This window comes from Kaistia terrae (assembly GCF_026344005.1).
In the GTDB taxonomy this organism is placed as follows: Bacteria; Pseudomonadota; Alphaproteobacteria; order Rhizobiales; family Kaistiaceae; genus Kaistia; species Kaistia terrae.
Map to the genome: position 1 here is coordinate 111,785 of NZ_JAPKNH010000004.1, position 15,491 is coordinate 127,275.

The window sequence follows — 15,491 nt, forward strand, 5'->3', positions numbered from 1 at the left end:
CGGCGGAAGCCGGGGCCGCTAGACTGTCGCGACGGGGCCAGTTCAGGGACGGAAAAAGTGCATAGCGGAACCTTTGTCTGGCGGGCGAGCCATAGCTGCATCGCCTTCGCGGCGGCCATGATGTTGTCGTCCACCGTGCTTCTGGCCCAATCTGAAGACGCCGACGCGGACAAGCCGATGTTTCCGACGACCGAACTGGCCGAGGGCGCGAAGGACGCGACCCTTACCGATTCGGGCGTCACCGCACGGATCTTCCAGGAGCGGCGGCCGCAGGTCGATCCGGATGATGATGTGCCGGTTCTGCAGGTCATTGTCGGCGGCAAGACGGTGCTGGAGCATGTCGGCGCCGCCTCGGGCATGTCCGTGCCGGCGATGAGTGTGTCGATCGCCAACATCGACACGACCAACAAGAGCCCGGAAGTCTATTTCAGCAGCTACACCGGCGGGGCGCATTGCTGCTCCGACATCGTGGTGGCGACCGAGACCGACAAGGGCTGGGTGGCCGTGCCGATCGGCGCCTTCGATGGCGACGGCGATTATCTGCAGGATCTGAACGACGATGGCGAAGCCGAGATCGTCACCGTCGACAATTCGTTCCTCTACACTTTCGATTGCTATGCCTGCAGTGCCGCGCCGCTCGTCATCAAGACGGTGCGCGATGGCAAGGCGGTCGACATCACCACCGAACCGCGCTTCGCCAAGGCACATCGCGATTGGCTGAAGCAGTTGGAGGATGATTCCGATCCGGTTGCGCGCTGGAAGTCGCCGGGTTTCCTGGCCGGCTGGGTCGCGGCCAGTATCCGCGCCGGCGAGGGCGAGCAGGCCTTCAAGGCGTTGAACAAGCGCTGGGACCTTGCCTCCGACCCTGGCGAGGAGGCCTGCACGACCGGCGCCGATATCGACACTTGTCCGGCCGGCGACCGGAAAGTGTTGAAGTTTCCCGAGCGGTTGAAGCTCTTTCTCGACCGAAACGGCTACCGCTTCTGATTTTTTTCATTTCGAGGCAACGGAAACTGCCTCCTGATGCGTTGAAGCCTATGCGGGTGGCTCAGGACGCGATGCGTCCTCAATCGGATGGGATGGACGAATTATGCTCTCTCGACGTTCTTTGCTGGCTGGACTGCTGGCCGCAGCCGTCGCCGCGCCCTTGGCAACCATGGTTCCGGACGAGGCGGAAGCTCAACAGTGGGGTCCCAACCCGAACCGCAGGCCGCCGCCACCCCGTCGTGAGCGGATTCCGCCGCCGCGTCGTGGTTATGTCTGGGTGGGCGGGCACTGGGACTGGCGTCGCGGGCGCTATGTCTGGGTGAGCGGTGGCTGGAGGCGCGCGCGTCCGGGCTTCCGTCACCGGCCGCCGACCTGGGTCTGGCGCAATGGTCGCTGGGTGCTCGTCCAGGGTGGCTGGTACCGCTAGGGCTAGCGCAAGAATCGGAAACGGCGCGGATTCTCTCCGCGCCGTTTTCGTTTGTGGGCCTCGCCGTGCCGGGATGGCGTTTACCGGTAGGTCTCACCCAGATGATGGATGGTGAGATCAGCGGCGGTCGGCATGCGCTGGCCGGGCTCCGCCTTGAAGGTGACGATGCGGGGCTCGCCGGGCAGCAGCAGGAAGCTCGCATCGTCGAAATGGCCGGGAATGCCTTCCGCCTCGGCCCGGACATGGAAGGCGGGTGCTTCCGACGACAGCAGGAAGCGGCCGGGGCCGACGTCCTGGACCGAAACCTCCGTTGCCGGCAGCTCGAACCGCTTTGGCACGTCCGGGAAGACCACGACCTGCCGCTCCGGCGACGCCACGCCGTCGACAACCGCGTCGATGACATAGAACCGATCCTGCGCCGTGGGGGCGGGGATGGTCATCACCTCGATGGCGCGGTCGGCCGGCACGTTGGCCTTGGCATGGCGTTCGGCAATCAGCGTGCCGTCGAGATCGAAGCTGCGCAGCCGCGTCTCCAGCGCCACGGTCTCGTGGCGGTCGTTGATGGCGCGGACGACGAGCTTGCCGTCCAGCATGCGCGCCGCCAGAGCCACCGGCGCGAAAAACCGCTTGGCGTGGTAGTGCAGCGTCTTCCAGGCGAGCGAATGGTCGATCGACGACCACGACACCGCCGGCCAGACATCATTCAGTTGCCAGTACAGCGCGCCCATCGAATGGGGCTTCTGGCTGCGCCAGTAGCGGACAGCCGTCTCGATGGCGAGCGCCTGCTGTAGCTGTGACAGATAGACGAAACTCTCGAAGCCGGACGGCACGCGGAAATAGCGCGCCATCGTGTCGATGATGCGCGAATTGCCGGCGCCGTCGCGCTGATGGAATTCCATCACCGGCGACGTCGCATTCCAGTTCTCGCGACCGCCCGCGAAGGCGCGGATGCCGGTCATCGACGGGAAAGACTGGAAGCCAAACTCCGAGCAGAAGCGCGGCTTGACCGTGTAGTAGTGGTCGAAATTCTTGTTCGAGTGCCAGACATCCCAGAAATGCAGATCGCCGGAGCTGTCGTCATGCCAGGCGTCGCCATAGTCCATGTCGCCATTGCAGGGGCTGGACGGCCAGAAGCGGCGGTCAGGATCGGTATCCTGCACAGCCTGGTCGATGACCCGGTTGAAGCGATCGTAATTGACCAGGTAGCGGTCGCGGTTGTTGCGTGAGATCTCGAACCAGTTCAGCGAGCCGATCACCTCGTTGTCGCCGCACCAGAGCGCGATCGACGGCCGGCTGGAGAGACGCTTGATCTGGTAGCGCAGTTCCAGGTCGATCTCGGCCAGGAAGTCCGGCGTCGAGGGATATTGCGAGCAGGAGAACATCATGTCCTGCCAGACCAGCAGGCCGAGCCGGTCGCAGGCGTCATAGAAGGCGTCGAACTCGTAGAAGCCGCCGCCCCAGACGCGGATCATGTTCATGTTGGCTTCGACGGCGGCCGTCAGCAGCGCGTCGATCCGTTCCGTCGTGATGGCCGAGGGCAGAGCGTCGGCCGGGATCCAGTTGGCGCCCTTGGAGAAGATGTCGATGCCGTTGACGCGGAAGAACATCGAGGCGCCAGCCTCATCCTTCTCCGTCACCACTTCCAGCGTGCGGAAGCCGATCTTTCGGCGGGCCGTGTCGCCCGGAATGGTGACGACGGCCTCATAGAGGGGCTGATCGCCATGGCCGGCCGGCCACCACAGCTCCGGCTTCCCGATGTCGAGCGACAAGGTCGCCTTGCCGCCATGCTCGGCCGAGATCTTTGCCTCGGCACGCACGGTTTTTCCGGCGAGCTCGAAGGCCACCGGAACGGTGATGTCGGCCTGCGCCAGAAGCTCGATCTCGGCGATTGCCGTCACCGTGCCGTCGGCATGGTGGCGCTGGCGGATCTGCACGGCTTCGATGCGCGCGGCGTCGTAGAAGTGCAGGACGGGCTCGGCATAGATGCCGGCCACCATCAGGCACAGACCCCAGTCCCAGCCGCCATGCGACTGCGGCTTGCGGATCATGTTGAGGTCGGGAACCCTGTTGTTCGAGACGCTCCACGGGATCGGGAAAGGCTGTCGCTTCGCCCGGGCAATTGCCTCGGCGCCGGCAGGCGAGAAGCGGATGCGAAGCGTGTTGGCGCCCGGCCGTAGTGCTTCGGTGACGTCGATCCTATGGCGGATGAAGCAGGAACCCAGCTTCGCCAGCGACTGGTCGTTCACGAATACCTCGGCGAAGGTGTCGACGAATTCGAGTTCCAGGACGGCCCAGCGATTGGCCAGTGCCTCGGCCGAAACGTCGAATGTGCGGCCGATTTCCCAGCTTGCCTCGCCGACCCACTGCATGTCGGTCTCGTTCGTGCCCTCGTAGGGCGAGCCGATCCGGCCGAGCGCGATAAGCGCCGAATGGACGTCGCCGGGAATCGGGCAGGGGCCGACGGCCTCGCCTTTGGCGTCCGAAAGCTGCCACGAGCCTGCAAGCGATAGCTGGGTCATTCGATGTCTCTGGCCATCTGGTTGGGGTTAAGGGTCAGGCGCCGCCATGAGCCGGATCGGTTGCGACAGGAGCCGCCTCGGCACGCGGCCGAAGTGTGCCGTTCTACCATGTCGGCGGCGCGGCTCAACCTCAGCGCGCCAGTGCGTGCGATCGGCGGCTACCCCAAGGATGTCGGCGGCGGGTACGAGGAAGGCATCCACGGCAATCTCGGCCTGTGCTTCACCTGGTAGGCGAAAGCCGCGGCGGAGAAGTCTTATATTTGACCTTCGAACCTATTTTCGCGCTTCCATTTGTCGGCGGCGATGCTCATATGCCAGGTACAAACGTGCGAGTGCGCGAACGTCAGCCTGGAGGAGAGTCAGATGACCTCGAAACTTGATCAGCTCAAAGCCATGACCGTTGTCGTTGCAGACACCGGCGATCTTGAAGCCATCAAGACCTATCGTCCGGTCGACTGCACGACGAATCCGTCGCTGGTGCTCAAAGCCGCCGAACTGCCGGCCTATCAGGACGTCATCGAGAGCGCGATCTCCTGGGGCCGCAAGCAGGGCGGTACGCAGGACGCCATCGCTGGTCATGTCGCCGATCGCCTGGCTGTCGCTTTCGGCGCCGAAATGTCGAAGCTCGTCCCGGGCCGCATCTCGACCGAAGTCGATGCCGACCTCTCCTTCGACGTCGAAGCCTCGGTCCAGCGCGCGCGCGACATCATCGCTGCCTATGACGCCCTCGGCGTTCCGCGCGAAAAGATCCTGGTCAAGCTCGCCTCGACCTGGGAAGGCATCCGCGCCGCCGCGATCCTTCAGAAGGAAGGCATCGACTGCAACCTGACGCTGCTGTTCTCGCTCGCCCAGGCCGCAGCCTGCGCCGAGGCCGGCGTGTTCCTGATTTCGCCCTTCGTCGGCCGCATCCTCGACTGGCACGTCAAGGCTTCCGGCAAGACGTTCGAGCCGGAAGAAGATCCGGGCGTCCTCTCGGTTCGCCAGATCTACAGCTACTACAAGCAGCGCGGCATCGAGACCGTCGTCATGGGCGCTTCGTTCCGCTCGACGGGCGAAATCGAAGCCCTGGCCGGTTGCGACCGCCTGACGATTGCTCCGGCTCTGCTCGAGAAGCTCGCGGCCGATAACGGCACGCTGGTGCGCAAGCTCGACGCAAGCAACACCGGCGAGAAGATCGCGACAATTGCCTCGGACGAGAAGAGCTTCCGCTGGGCCATGAACGAAGACCAGATGGCGACCGAGAAGCTCTCGGAAGGCATCCGCATGTTCGCCAAGGACCTGCGCGCGCTCCGTACGCTGATCACCAAGCGCCTGGAGACCGGCGTCCCGGCCTGATCGATCCTGGTTTGAAGACAGGAGGCCGGTCGCCCCGTGGGCGGCCGGCCTTTTTTGTTTCGCGGCGCAGGTATAGCGGAAGTGGGCTGACCCTTCCCCAAACGTCGGCTGCCCGCCCTGCGCAGCCTGAGGAGAGCGCATGCGCATCGGCATTATCGGGTCGGGGATCGTCGGTGTCGCGACCGCCCATGCGCTGCTCGACGAGGGACACGTCGTCGACCTGATCGACCGCGAAGGCATCGCGGCCGGTATCTCCGCCGGCAATGCCGGATGGATCGCTCATCTCGACATCCTGCCGCTTGCCTCGCCAAAAGCCTGGCGCAACCTGCCGCGCTGGGCGCTCGACCCGCTTGGACCGCTGGCGATCCGGCCGGCCTATCTGCCGGCTCTGGCGCCCTGGCTCGCCCGCTTCGTCGCGGCGAGCCGCCCGTCGCGCATCGAAGCTTCGACGCAGGCGATCGCGGCGCTGAATGGCCGGGCCTTGCCGGCCTGGCAGAAGCGGCTGGCGGCGCTCGGCCTCGATCATCACCTTCGGGAGAGGGGGCTGCTCTCCATCTGGGCCGATGCGCGCGGCTATCACGCCGCGTTGCCGCTGTTCGAGCGTCAGCGCAGCCTCGGCATGGAGGTCGAGACGCTCGATGCGGCGGCGCTGCATGCGCTGGAGCCGGCACTCGGCGCCCGCGCCGTGGCGGGCGCGCTGTATCCGACGGGTTGCCATGTTTCCGATCCGCTCGATTTTACCCGCGCACTTGGCGAGGCAGCGATCGCCCGTGGTGCGCAGGAGCGAAAATTCGAGGCGGTCGAAATTCGCGCCGGCGGTGGCGAGGTGGCGATCCGCACCTCGTTCGATTCGCTGGCGCTCTATGACCGCATCGTCGTGGCGACCGGCGCCTGGTCGAAGCCGCTCGCCGCATCGCTTGGCGACAAGATCCCGCTCGACACCGAGCGCGGCTACAATGTCACCCTGCCTTCCGGCAGCCTCGGCCTGACACGTCCCGTCATGTTCGAAGGCGAAGGTTTCGTCACCACGCCGCTCGATACCGGCGACCGTGTCGGCGGCAGCGTCGAGTTCGCCGGACTGGAAGCCGCCCCCAATTTCAGGCGCGTCGATGCGATCCTCGGCAGGCTGAAGCGCTATCTGCCGGATGCCGATCTTTCCGGGGGCACGCGCTGGATGGGCTTTCGACCGTCGACGCCGGATTCGCTGCCTGTCATCGGTCGGGCGACGCGCGATCCGCGCATCGTCTATGCCTTCGGCCATGCCCATCACGGCCTTACCCAGGCGGCGGCGACGGCGGAACTCGTCGCCGGCCTGATCGCCGACCGACGGCCGGAATTCGACCTCGCTCCCTATTCCCCCGAGCGCTTTGCAAAAAGGTTCTGAGCTTCTTCTTCGATGGAGGATCGCGAGCCGTTCCGGACGAGCCTTCGGCTTGTGGACGGCGCGGGCCAAGCGCCTCAACTTGCAAAGAAGTGTGATGTCCGCGACATCGGACTCGTAGCGTGAGGGGCGCACCTCGGCTAGAATCGCCCTCCCGACGCCAATCTGGATCTGCCGCCATGCGCGCCCTCGTTCTCGAAGAAAAGCTGAAGCTCTCGCTCCGTGATATCGACCTGCCGCTCGAGGTCGGTCCGCGCGACGTTCGCATCGCCATCCACACGGTCGGCGTCTGCGGCTCGGACGTGCACTATTACACCTATGGCGGGATCGGCCCGTTCATCGTCAAGGAGCCGATGGTGCTGGGCCATGAGGCCGCCGGCACGGTCGTCGAGATCGGTTCGGAAGTGAAGTCGCTCAAGGTCGGCGACCGCGTCTGCATGGAGCCGGGCGTTCCCGACCTGACCTCCAAGGCTTCCAAGCTCGGCATCTACAATGTCGATCCGAGCGTCACCTTCTGGGCGACGCCGCCGGTGCATGGCTGCCTGACGCCGGAAGTCGTTTTCCCGGAATCCTTCACCTACAAGCTGCCGGACAATGTCTCGTTTGCTGAAGGCGCGATGGTCGAGCCCTTCGCCATCGGCATGCAGGCGGCGACCAAGGCCAAGATCGTGCCCGGCGACACGGCGCTGGTGATCGGCGCCGGCCCGATCGGCATCATGGTGGCGCTGGCGGCGCTGGCAGGCGGTTGCAGCCGCGTCTATATCTCCGATCTGGTCAACGAGAAGCTGGCGATTGCCGGCCGCTATGAAGGCGTCATTCCGGTCAATGTCCGCGAGCAGGACCTGAAGGCGAAGATCGCCGCCGAGACGGAAAACTGGGGCGTCGATATCGTGTTCGAGGCTTCGGGCAGCCCGCGCGCCTATGACGGTATCTTCAACTTCGTTCGTCCCGGCGGCGCCATCGTCTTCGTCGGCCTGCCGGTCGAGCCGATCGCGCTCGACATCGTCTCGGCCTCGGCCAAGGAAGTGCGGATGGAGACGGTGTTCCGATATGCCAACGTCTTCGATCGCGCGCTGGCACTGATCGCGTCCGGCAAGGTCGACCTGAAGCCGCTGATCACCGGCACTTACGATTTCGAGGAGTCGATCGCTGCGTTCGAGCGCGCCGCATCGGCCAACCCGAACGACGTGAAGCTGCAGATCACCCTCTGATTTGTGCGTGGCACCCGCTGCGTGCTTCACCTCTCCCTGAGGGAGAGGTCGGAGCGAAGCTCCGGGTGAGGGTTTAGGAAACGATCCGGTGAGGCCGTAAACCCTCACCCGCCGCCCTTCGTGCGTCGACCTCTCCCTCAGGGAGAGGTGAGTTCCGGCTCTGTCACCGCAAGCAAAAAAGGCCCCGGACTACTCCGGGGCCTTTCCTTTAGTCGGCTTAGAACTGCTGGATTACATCATCCAGTAGGGCGGCATGCCGTAATAGTCATGCACCTTCTTCTCATAGTCGCGATCGCCCCAGGCGGGCTCGCTCCCCTCGTCATAGGTGGGGCCTCCCTCAAGCTGCTCCAGCGTGAGGCCGACAACATAACCACCCTGGTTCGTGTCGTATTTCAAAGTGTTCCACGGCAGCGGATGGTATTTCTCGCCGATGCCCAGAAAGCCGCCGAAGGACATGATCGCATAAGCGACGCGGCCGGTCTGCTTGTCGATCATCACGTCGTGAATATCACCAAGGCGGTCGCCCTGCGTATTGTAGACGGCGGTGCCGTCAACCTTCGCTGCACCGATCAGGGAGCTGGTGGTGTGAACCTGTTCCATCGTCTTCCTCCATGGTTGCTTGTCCATGGAGTGAAAACGTCGATCGCGGGCGATGGTTCCGAGCTATCTCAGACCGGCTTTTTCGCGACCAGATAGATGTGCTCGCAGGCAAGCACCGTTTCGCCGGTCTGCTTGGTGACGGTCACCAACTCGGACACGATGCCATGCGTCGCCCGCTTCGGGTGGTCGCGCTTGTCGACGATCTTGGCTTCGACGGTGATGGTATCGTTGATGAAGACGGGCTTCACGAACCGCACCTTGTCATAGCCATAAGACATGGCGTGCGGATTGATCGTCGTCGCCGTCATGCCGACCGCGACCGAGAGGATCAGCGTGCCATGGGCGACGCGCTGCTTGAAGTCCTGCGTCGCGCACCATTCGGCGTCCATGTGGTGCGGGAAGAAATCGCCCGTCTGGCCGGCATGCAGGACAATGTCGGTCTCGGTGATCGTCCGGCCCATCGTGCGACGGGTGAAGCCGATTTCGTAGTCTTCGAAGTACTGCTCGACGATCATGGGTTTTCTCTTTCACGATCAGGCGCCGCGCCATACTCGAATGGCTCCGTCATCCCGGGCCCCGACCCGGGATCCATTCAGCCGGAGTCGTCGACGGCAAGGCTTCGGCTGGATGGATCCCCGCTCTCGCGGGGATGACGGCGGGGGCAGGGGAGCCGCCGCCGGCGGCAGAAAATCCTCTCCCGCATCATCGGCGCATGCCGGAGGCGGGAGAGGGTAGGGTGAGGGACTTGCTGGTCTTAGTTGACCCAGCCGCCGTCGATGATGTGCATCTGGCCGGTGGTGTAGGTCGCCGTCGCCAGGTAGATGGCGAGGTCGGCGATTTCGCTCGGCTGGCCGATGCGGCCGATCGGCTGACGGGCGATGAAAGCGGCGCGGGCCACTTCATAGTCGCCCTGGTCGCGCAGGCGCTGCTGCAGCGACGGGCTTTCGACCGTGCCGGGGCAAATGCCGTTGCAGCGGATGCCCTTGGTGACGTAGTCGGCGGCGATCGACTTGGTCAGGCCGACGGTGGCTGCCTTGGTCACGGCATAGGCGAAGCGGTTCGGCACGCCCTTGATCGAGCCGGCGACCGAGCAGATGTTGACGATCGAGCCGTCCTTCTGCGCCAGCATGCCCGGCAGCGCGGCGGAGATCGTGCGCCACATCGACTTGACGTTCAGATCGTAGGCGAAGTCGAGATCGGCCTCGGTGGCCTCTTCCAACGTGCCGGCATGGACGATGCCCGCGCAGTTGAACAGCACGTCGATCGTGCCGATCTCGGCGATCAGCGCCTTCACGTCGTCGTTCGACAGCACGTTCAGCTTGCGCGTGGTGATGCCGTTGACGCCGTTCAACTCGGCCAGCGCCGTCTCGTTGATGTCGGTCGCCCAGACGATGGCGCCTTCGGCCGCGGCCTGTTCCGCGATCGCACGTCCGATACCCTGTGCCGCTGCCGTGACCAGCGCGACCTTGCCTGCGAGCTTGCCGCCCATGTCGTCAGTCCCTTCGGTTCGTCGTCAAATCAAGTGGTCAGGAAGTTCGAACCTTCGACCGTCTGGCGGCCAATGGCGTCAAAATCCCACGCGATGCCGAGTCCGGCGTCGGCGCTCGGAATGGCATATCCGTCCGCGATCGTCATGCCCTTTGTCGTCAGGCTGTCGAGTTGCGGAATATATTCGACCCAACGCGCATTCGGCACGGCCGAGCAGAGCGCCACATGCAGTTCCATCAGGAAGTGCGGGCAGACCACGACGTTGAACGTCTCGGCCAGGTGCGCGACCTTGAGCCAGGGCGTGATGCCGCCGATGCGGGCGACGTCGACCTGGACGATCGAGCAGGCGCGGCGCTGCAGGTAATCGCGGAAATGCAGGCTCGAATAGAGGCTTTCACCGACCGCGATCGGGATCGAGGTCGATTCGCAAAGCCGGATGTGGCCGTCGACATCGTCGGCCGTCAGCGGCTCTTCGAGCCAGCCGATATCGGCCGCCTCATAGTGGCGCGCGCGCCGGATCGCCTCGTCGACCGAGAAGGCCTGGTTGGCGTCGGTGAACAGCTCGAAGCCGGGGCCGACAGCCTCGCGCACGGCGTTGAGACGGGCGACATCCTCGTGGATCGGCCGGCCGACCTTCATCTTGGCGCCGCCAAAGCCGTTTTCCTTGGCCCGTAGCGTGTCCTCGATGATCGATTCGACCGGCAGGTGCAGCCAGCCGCCCTCGGTGGTGTAGAGGCGGATCTTCTCCTGCGCGCCGCCGGCCAGGATATGCACCGGAAGGTCGGCCTTGCGCGCCTTCAGGTCCCAGAGCGCCGTATCGATGGCGGCGAGCGCCAGCGAGGTGATGGCGCCGACGGAGGTGGCGTGCGTCATGAACAGGAGGTCGCGCCAGATCTGCTCGATCATGCCGGCTTCGCGGCCGATCAGGGCAGGGGCCAGCGTCTTCTCGATCAGCGACATGATCGCCGGGCCGCCGGTGCCGATCGTGTAGCTGTAGCCGGTGCCGACGACGCCATCGGCATCGGTGATGCGGATGATCGGCGTTTCCTGGCTGACGAAGGACTGGATCGCATCGACCCGCTTCACCTTCGGCTTCAAATCGACCATCAGGCCTTCGACACGAACGATCTTTGCCATTTGTCTCCCCCGAATTCTCTTTTTTAGACCAGTACGCTCATGCCCGATGCCTTGTCGAAGACATGCAGGCGCGAGAGGTCGAGATTGAAGCTCAGTTGCTCGCCCGGCTTGACGACGCGCGGGTTCAGCATCTTGCCCTGAACTTCCTTGCCGCCGAGCTCCGTGTAAAGCAGGGTTTCGGTGCCAAGCGGCTCCGGCAGGATGATCGTGCGCTCGATGGTGGCGACTTCGCTATCGCCGAACAGGCCGTAGCCGACCGGCGAGAACGCCTCGGCGCGGAAGCCGACCGTGATCGCCTGGCCATCCCTGACCTTTTCGGCAGCGGCGGCGGGGAGGGCCAGCGTCACGCCATCTGCGAGCTTGGCCACCTTGCGGCCGGCCTCGTCTGCCACCGTCGCGTCGAGCAGGTTCATCGGCGGCGAGCCGATGAAGGAGGCGACGAAGGTGTTCTTCGGCTTCTCGAACACTTCGGCCGGCGTGCCGACCTGCTCGATGTGGCCGTCCTTCATGATGACGATGCGGTCGGCGAGCGTCATCGCCTCGACCTGGTCATGCGTCACGTAGACGATCGTCGTCTTGACCTTCTGGTGCAGTTTCTTGATCTCGACGCGCATCTGCCCACGCAGCTTGGCGTCGAGGTTGGAAAGCGGCTCGTCGAACAGGAAGACGTCCGGGTGGCGCACGATGGAGCGACCCATGGCGACGCGCTGGCGCTGGCCGCCGGAGAGTTCGCCGGGCGTGCGTTCGAGCAGCGGCGTCAGGCCGAGGATCTCGGCTGCTTCCGCCACGCGGGCTTCGATGGTCGCCGCGTCCTGCTTGGCGATCTTCAGCGAGAAACCGAGGTTCTCCTTGACCGTCATATGCGGGTAGAGCGCGTAGTTCTGGAACACCATCGAGATGTTGCGCGCCCGCGGCGGCAGGTCGTTGACGACCCGGTCGCCGATCGAGATCGTGCCTCCGGTGATGTCTTCGAGACCGGCGATCATCCGGAGCGTCGTCGACTTGCCGCAGCCCGAAGGCCCGACCAGCACGACGAACTCATTATGCGCGATGGTGAGATCGATGCCGTGAACGACGCCAATCTTGCCGTAGCTCTTGACGAGCTTTTCGAGTCTGACCTCTGCCATATCGAATTATCCTTTGACGCCGCCGAAGGTGAGACCGGCGATCAGATGTTTCTGCACGATGAAGGTCAGGATGAGCGCCGGCACGATGATGATCACGGCCATGGCGCACATGCCGGTCCAGTCGACCGTGAACTGTGCGGTGAAATCCATCAGCCCGACCGGCAGCGTCTTCGACGCGGTGGTCCGGGTGAGCTGGGATGCGAGGGCGAATTCGTTCCACGAGGTCAGGAAGGCGAAGATGCCGGCCGACGCGATGCCGGATTTCGCCAGCGGGAACTCGATCTTCCAGAATGCCTGCCAGCGGGTGCAGCCATCGACCTGGGCGGCTTCCGAAAGCGACAGCGGGATCTGGCGGAAGAAGCCGTCGATCAGCCAGATCGTGAACGGGATGTTGAGCGCCAGATAGACGAGAATGACGCCGATGCTGGTGTCGATCAGGCCGAGCCGGCTCCAGATGATGAAGACGGGCAGCGACAGGGAAATGCCCGGCACCGTGCGCGAAAGCATCAGCCAGAGGAAGGCGACGTTCTTGCCCTTGAAGCGGTAGCGGGCGAAGGCGTAGCCGCCCATCATGCCGATCAGCACCGCCAGAACCGTGCTCGTCACCGAGATGACCAGCGAGTTCAGGAAGTAGCGGATGACCGGGATGCCCTGCTGGGTCTCGGACAGGCCCAGGATGGCGCGGAAGTTATCGAGCGTCCAGCGTTCGGGGATCCAGACCGGGGGACGGGCCATCACTTCGACATTGTCGCGGAAGGCCGTCATCACGATCCACAGACCGGGGATGCAGATGATCGCCATGACGATGAAGATGCCGAAGCGGATCAGCCAGCGCTGCCAGGAGCGTTCCATTTATTCGACTCCGCCCATGGTGCGTCGCGCCGCGGCGAGCTTCCGGAAGAAATAGACGGTGAAATAGACCGACAGCAGGATCGAGGCGTAGGACATGGCGTTGGCCATGCCCATGCGGGCGTCCTGGTAGCCGGTGCGGGCGATCAGCGTCCAGAGCAGCTCGGTGCGGCCGGCCGGGCCGCCATTCGTCATGATCTTGACCGTGTCATAGGCGCGCGCCACGTCGAGCGAGCGGATGGCCATGGCGATGTAGACGAAGGGCATCAGGTAGGGCAGCGTGATGTGGCGGAAGACTTGCCACGGATTGCAGCCATCGACCTTGGCCGCCTCGACCGGATCTCGCGGCATGGCCATCAGGCCCGCCAGCAGCAGGATCGCGAAGATCGGCGTCGACATCCAGACCTCGGCCATCAGGATGGCGAGGTTGGCGGTGACCGGGTTCACCAGCCACGGGATCGTCACGTTTTCCCAGCCGAGCGACTGGATCGCGTTGTTCACCAGGCCGACATTGTCGTTGAAGATGTACTTGAACTGGAAGCCGACCAGGATCGGCGAGAACATCATCGGGAACATCATGATGGTGCGGATGATGCGCTGGCCGGCGGTCAGCTTGTCGATCAGCAACGCGATGCCGAGACCCAGCACCAGTTCCAGATTGAGCGCGACCGTCAGGAAGACCAGCGTGCGGCCGAAGGCCCACCAGAAATCGACGTCGGTCAGCAGGCGCTGGTAATTGCGCAGGCCGACCCACTGCCAGAGCGAGGCCGGCTGCACCAGGCGATAGCCGGTGAAGCTCGTATAGAGCGAAAACAGGAGCGGCACGGCCACCACCAGCGTGATGATGACGAAGGCCGGCATCAGCAGCAGGATCGGAGGCGAGAGCCGGCTTCGGAAGAAACGCATGAAAGGATTCCGTGAGCCGTTGAACTGGCCTGGACCTAACGGCCCGAGGTCTTTGTGCCCGCTCTCCGCGAGGAGGGCCGGGCGGGAATGCCGTCGCAATCGTGCGGCATCCCAGAAACAAAACCTCGCCCGCGAGCGGGCGAGGTTTCAATCTTGGTCGGTCGATGCCTACTGGAGGACGCCGGCGTCTTCCATGATCTGCGTCGCCTTCTTGGCGGCCGTGTCGAGCGCCTCCTGGGCGGTCTTCTGGCCGACGATGGCAGCCTGCAGTTCCGGCCAGATCACGTTCGACACTTCGATCCACTGCGGAACCAGCGGCGGCGTACGAGCGTCGGCGAGCGAAGCGCCCCAGACGGCGAACATGTCGGCCATGTACGGCGTGTCGCTCTTCTTGAACTCTTCGACGACGTCGGTGAAGGCCTTGGTCCGGGTCGGCAGATTGCCGGCGCGGGCTTCCATCATCGCGGAATCGTAGTTGGTCAGGAAGTTGGCGAGGCTGGCGGCAGCCGGCTTGTTGTCACAGGCTTCGGTGACCGAGAAGGAGTGCGAGCCGGACCAGCCGCCGCGCTTGCCGGCGGTGCCGAGCGGCGACAGGGCGAAGCCGACCTTGCCGGCGACCTTGGACTTGGCCGGGTCGTTGTAGAAGGCGGCGAAGCCGGGCCAATCGAGATCGACGGCGAGCGTGCCGGCGGCGAAGGCCTGGCCGATATCGTCCCAGGTGTAGTTCACGGTGCCGGCCGGAACAGCCTTGGCGTTGTAGATGTCGATGAACCACTGCAGGGCGTCGACGCCGGCCTTCGAATTGAAGATCGGCTTCCAGTTCTCGTCGAACATGTCGCCGCCATTGGCGCGCACGATCTCCATGAACCGGCCGGTCATGCCTTCGTCCTTGCCGGCGAAAGCGGTGCCGTAGAGGTTCGGCGGATTGGCGAAGAAGATGACCTGCTGCTTCAGCTCGTCATAGGTGACGGGCGGCGCGAGCTCTGTGCCGAACTTCTCCTTGTACTTCGCCTTGTTGTCGGCGTTCTCGTACAGGTCCTTGAGGTAGTACAGGTTCGATACGTCGGTGACGCGGGGCAGCTGCACAAGGCGGCCGTCCACCATCGATGCCGCGAGCGTGCCGGGGACGAACTCGTCCAGCGTCGCCTGCGGGATCAGCGTCTTCAGGTCGACATAGAGGTCGCCGTACTGCGGCGCGAAGCTGGTGTGGTTGGAACCGACGCACCAGGTGATCGCACCGGACGCGATGTCCTGCTTGATCTCGCGGTCGAGCTCGAAATGGTTCTTCGAGGAAACGATCTCGACCTTGGCGCCGGTCGCCTTTTCCCACTCGGGAATGCGCGTGTAGAGCTTCTCGTACTGCGTGCCGCCGACGAGCTTCACCTTCAGGGTGTAGCCGGGGAACGAACCCCAATTGGCAGCGTCCTCAGCCGAGGCGACAGCGGTCAGCGCGCCGAGGGCTGCGCACGAAAAAAAAGCGGCCTGAATGCCGCGCACAAAATTCATGTGTTGAATTCCTCCCAG

The 15,491-nt window shown here is 64.3% G+C and carries 15 protein-coding genes; 6 read left to right on the forward strand and 9 right to left on the reverse strand.

Going from position 1 to position 15,491, the window contains the following annotated elements:
* The first annotated feature begins 57 nt into the window (after window positions 1-57).
* Entirely contained in the window at window positions 58-987 is a 930-nt protein-coding gene (locus tag OSH12_RS13005; protein ID WP_266343996.1) for a hypothetical protein, read from the forward strand.
* Between the two features lie 103 nt (window positions 988-1,090).
* The gene (locus OSH12_RS13010) at window positions 1,091-1,414 is read left to right on the forward strand and encodes a twin-arginine translocation signal domain-containing protein (protein WP_266343997.1); all 324 of its coding nucleotides are present in this window, start codon (window positions 1,091-1,093) and stop codon (window positions 1,412-1,414) included.
* An 80-nt stretch (window positions 1,415-1,494) separates the two neighbouring features.
* Here the strand turns inward: OSH12_RS13010 and OSH12_RS13015 are convergent, their stop codons facing one another.
* Complete coding sequence (locus tag OSH12_RS13015) at window positions 1,495-3,933, reverse strand: beta-mannosidase (protein WP_266343998.1); 2,439 nt, start codon at window positions 3,931-3,933, stop codon at window positions 1,495-1,497.
* Window positions 3,934-4,026: 93 nt separating this feature from the next.
* Here OSH12_RS13015 and OSH12_RS13020 point away from each other — a divergent pair, with 93 nt between their 5' ends.
* The 4 genes from OSH12_RS13020 to OSH12_RS13035 all read left to right on the forward strand — a co-directional run bounded on the left by OSH12_RS13020 (window position 4,027) and on the right by OSH12_RS13035 (window position 7,860).
* Window positions 4,027-4,164: a hypothetical protein gene (locus OSH12_RS13020; protein WP_266343999.1), complete on the forward strand. Its 138-nt coding sequence runs from the start codon at window positions 4,027-4,029 to the stop codon at window positions 4,162-4,164.
* 132 nt (window positions 4,165-4,296) lie between these two features.
* Window positions 4,297-5,268 (forward strand): transaldolase, encoded by a 972-nt coding sequence (gene tal / locus OSH12_RS13025; RefSeq protein WP_266344000.1) that lies wholly within the window; start codon window positions 4,297-4,299, stop codon window positions 5,266-5,268.
* Window positions 5,269-5,407: 139 nt separating this feature from the next.
* The gene (locus tag OSH12_RS13030; protein ID WP_266344001.1) at window positions 5,408-6,652 is read left to right on the forward strand and encodes an NAD(P)/FAD-dependent oxidoreductase; all 1,245 of its coding nucleotides are present in this window, start codon (window positions 5,408-5,410) and stop codon (window positions 6,650-6,652) included.
* 176 nt (window positions 6,653-6,828) lie between these two features.
* Window positions 6,829-7,860 carry an NAD(P)-dependent alcohol dehydrogenase gene (locus tag OSH12_RS13035; protein ID WP_266344002.1) on the forward strand — a complete coding sequence of 344 codons (1,032 nt, stop codon included), beginning with the start codon at window positions 6,829-6,831 and terminating at the stop codon, window positions 7,858-7,860.
* 231 nt (window positions 7,861-8,091) lie between these two features.
* Here the strand turns inward: OSH12_RS13035 and OSH12_RS13040 are convergent, their stop codons facing one another.
* From OSH12_RS13040 to OSH12_RS13075, 8 genes are all read right to left on the reverse strand, one after another.
* Window positions 8,092-8,460 carry a PRC-barrel domain-containing protein gene (locus OSH12_RS13040; protein ID WP_266344003.1) on the reverse strand — a complete coding sequence of 123 codons (369 nt, stop codon included), beginning with the start codon at window positions 8,458-8,460 and terminating at the stop codon, window positions 8,092-8,094.
* A gap of 68 nt (window positions 8,461-8,528) precedes the next feature.
* Window positions 8,529-8,975 carry a MaoC family dehydratase gene (locus OSH12_RS13045; RefSeq protein WP_266344004.1) on the reverse strand — a complete coding sequence of 149 codons (447 nt, stop codon included), beginning with the start codon at window positions 8,973-8,975 and terminating at the stop codon, window positions 8,529-8,531.
* 239 nt (window positions 8,976-9,214) lie between these two features.
* Window positions 9,215-9,949, reverse strand: coding sequence for an SDR family oxidoreductase (locus tag OSH12_RS13050; RefSeq protein ID WP_266344005.1), 735 nt, complete (start codon window positions 9,947-9,949; stop codon window positions 9,215-9,217).
* Between the two features lie 29 nt (window positions 9,950-9,978).
* Window positions 9,979-11,085 (reverse strand): mandelate racemase/muconate lactonizing enzyme family protein, encoded by a 1,107-nt coding sequence (locus OSH12_RS13055; protein ID WP_266344006.1) that lies wholly within the window; start codon window positions 11,083-11,085, stop codon window positions 9,979-9,981.
* Window positions 11,086-11,108: 23 nt separating this feature from the next.
* Window positions 11,109-12,212: an ABC transporter ATP-binding protein gene (locus OSH12_RS13060; RefSeq protein WP_266344007.1), complete on the reverse strand. Its 1,104-nt coding sequence runs from the start codon at window positions 12,210-12,212 to the stop codon at window positions 11,109-11,111.
* Between the two features lie 6 nt (window positions 12,213-12,218).
* Window positions 12,219-13,064 carry a carbohydrate ABC transporter permease gene (locus OSH12_RS13065; protein ID WP_266344008.1) on the reverse strand — a complete coding sequence of 282 codons (846 nt, stop codon included), beginning with the start codon at window positions 13,062-13,064 and terminating at the stop codon, window positions 12,219-12,221.
* Window positions 13,065-13,967 carry a carbohydrate ABC transporter permease gene (locus OSH12_RS13070; RefSeq protein ID WP_266344009.1) on the reverse strand — a complete coding sequence of 301 codons (903 nt, stop codon included), beginning with the start codon at window positions 13,965-13,967 and terminating at the stop codon, window positions 13,065-13,067. It lies immediately after the preceding gene.
* 168 nt (window positions 13,968-14,135) lie between these two features.
* Window positions 14,136-15,464 carry a type 2 periplasmic-binding domain-containing protein gene (locus OSH12_RS13075; RefSeq protein ID WP_380224359.1) on the reverse strand — a complete coding sequence of 443 codons (1,329 nt, stop codon included), beginning with the start codon at window positions 15,462-15,464 and terminating at the stop codon, window positions 14,136-14,138.
* Window positions 15,465-15,491 lie beyond the last annotated feature (27 nt).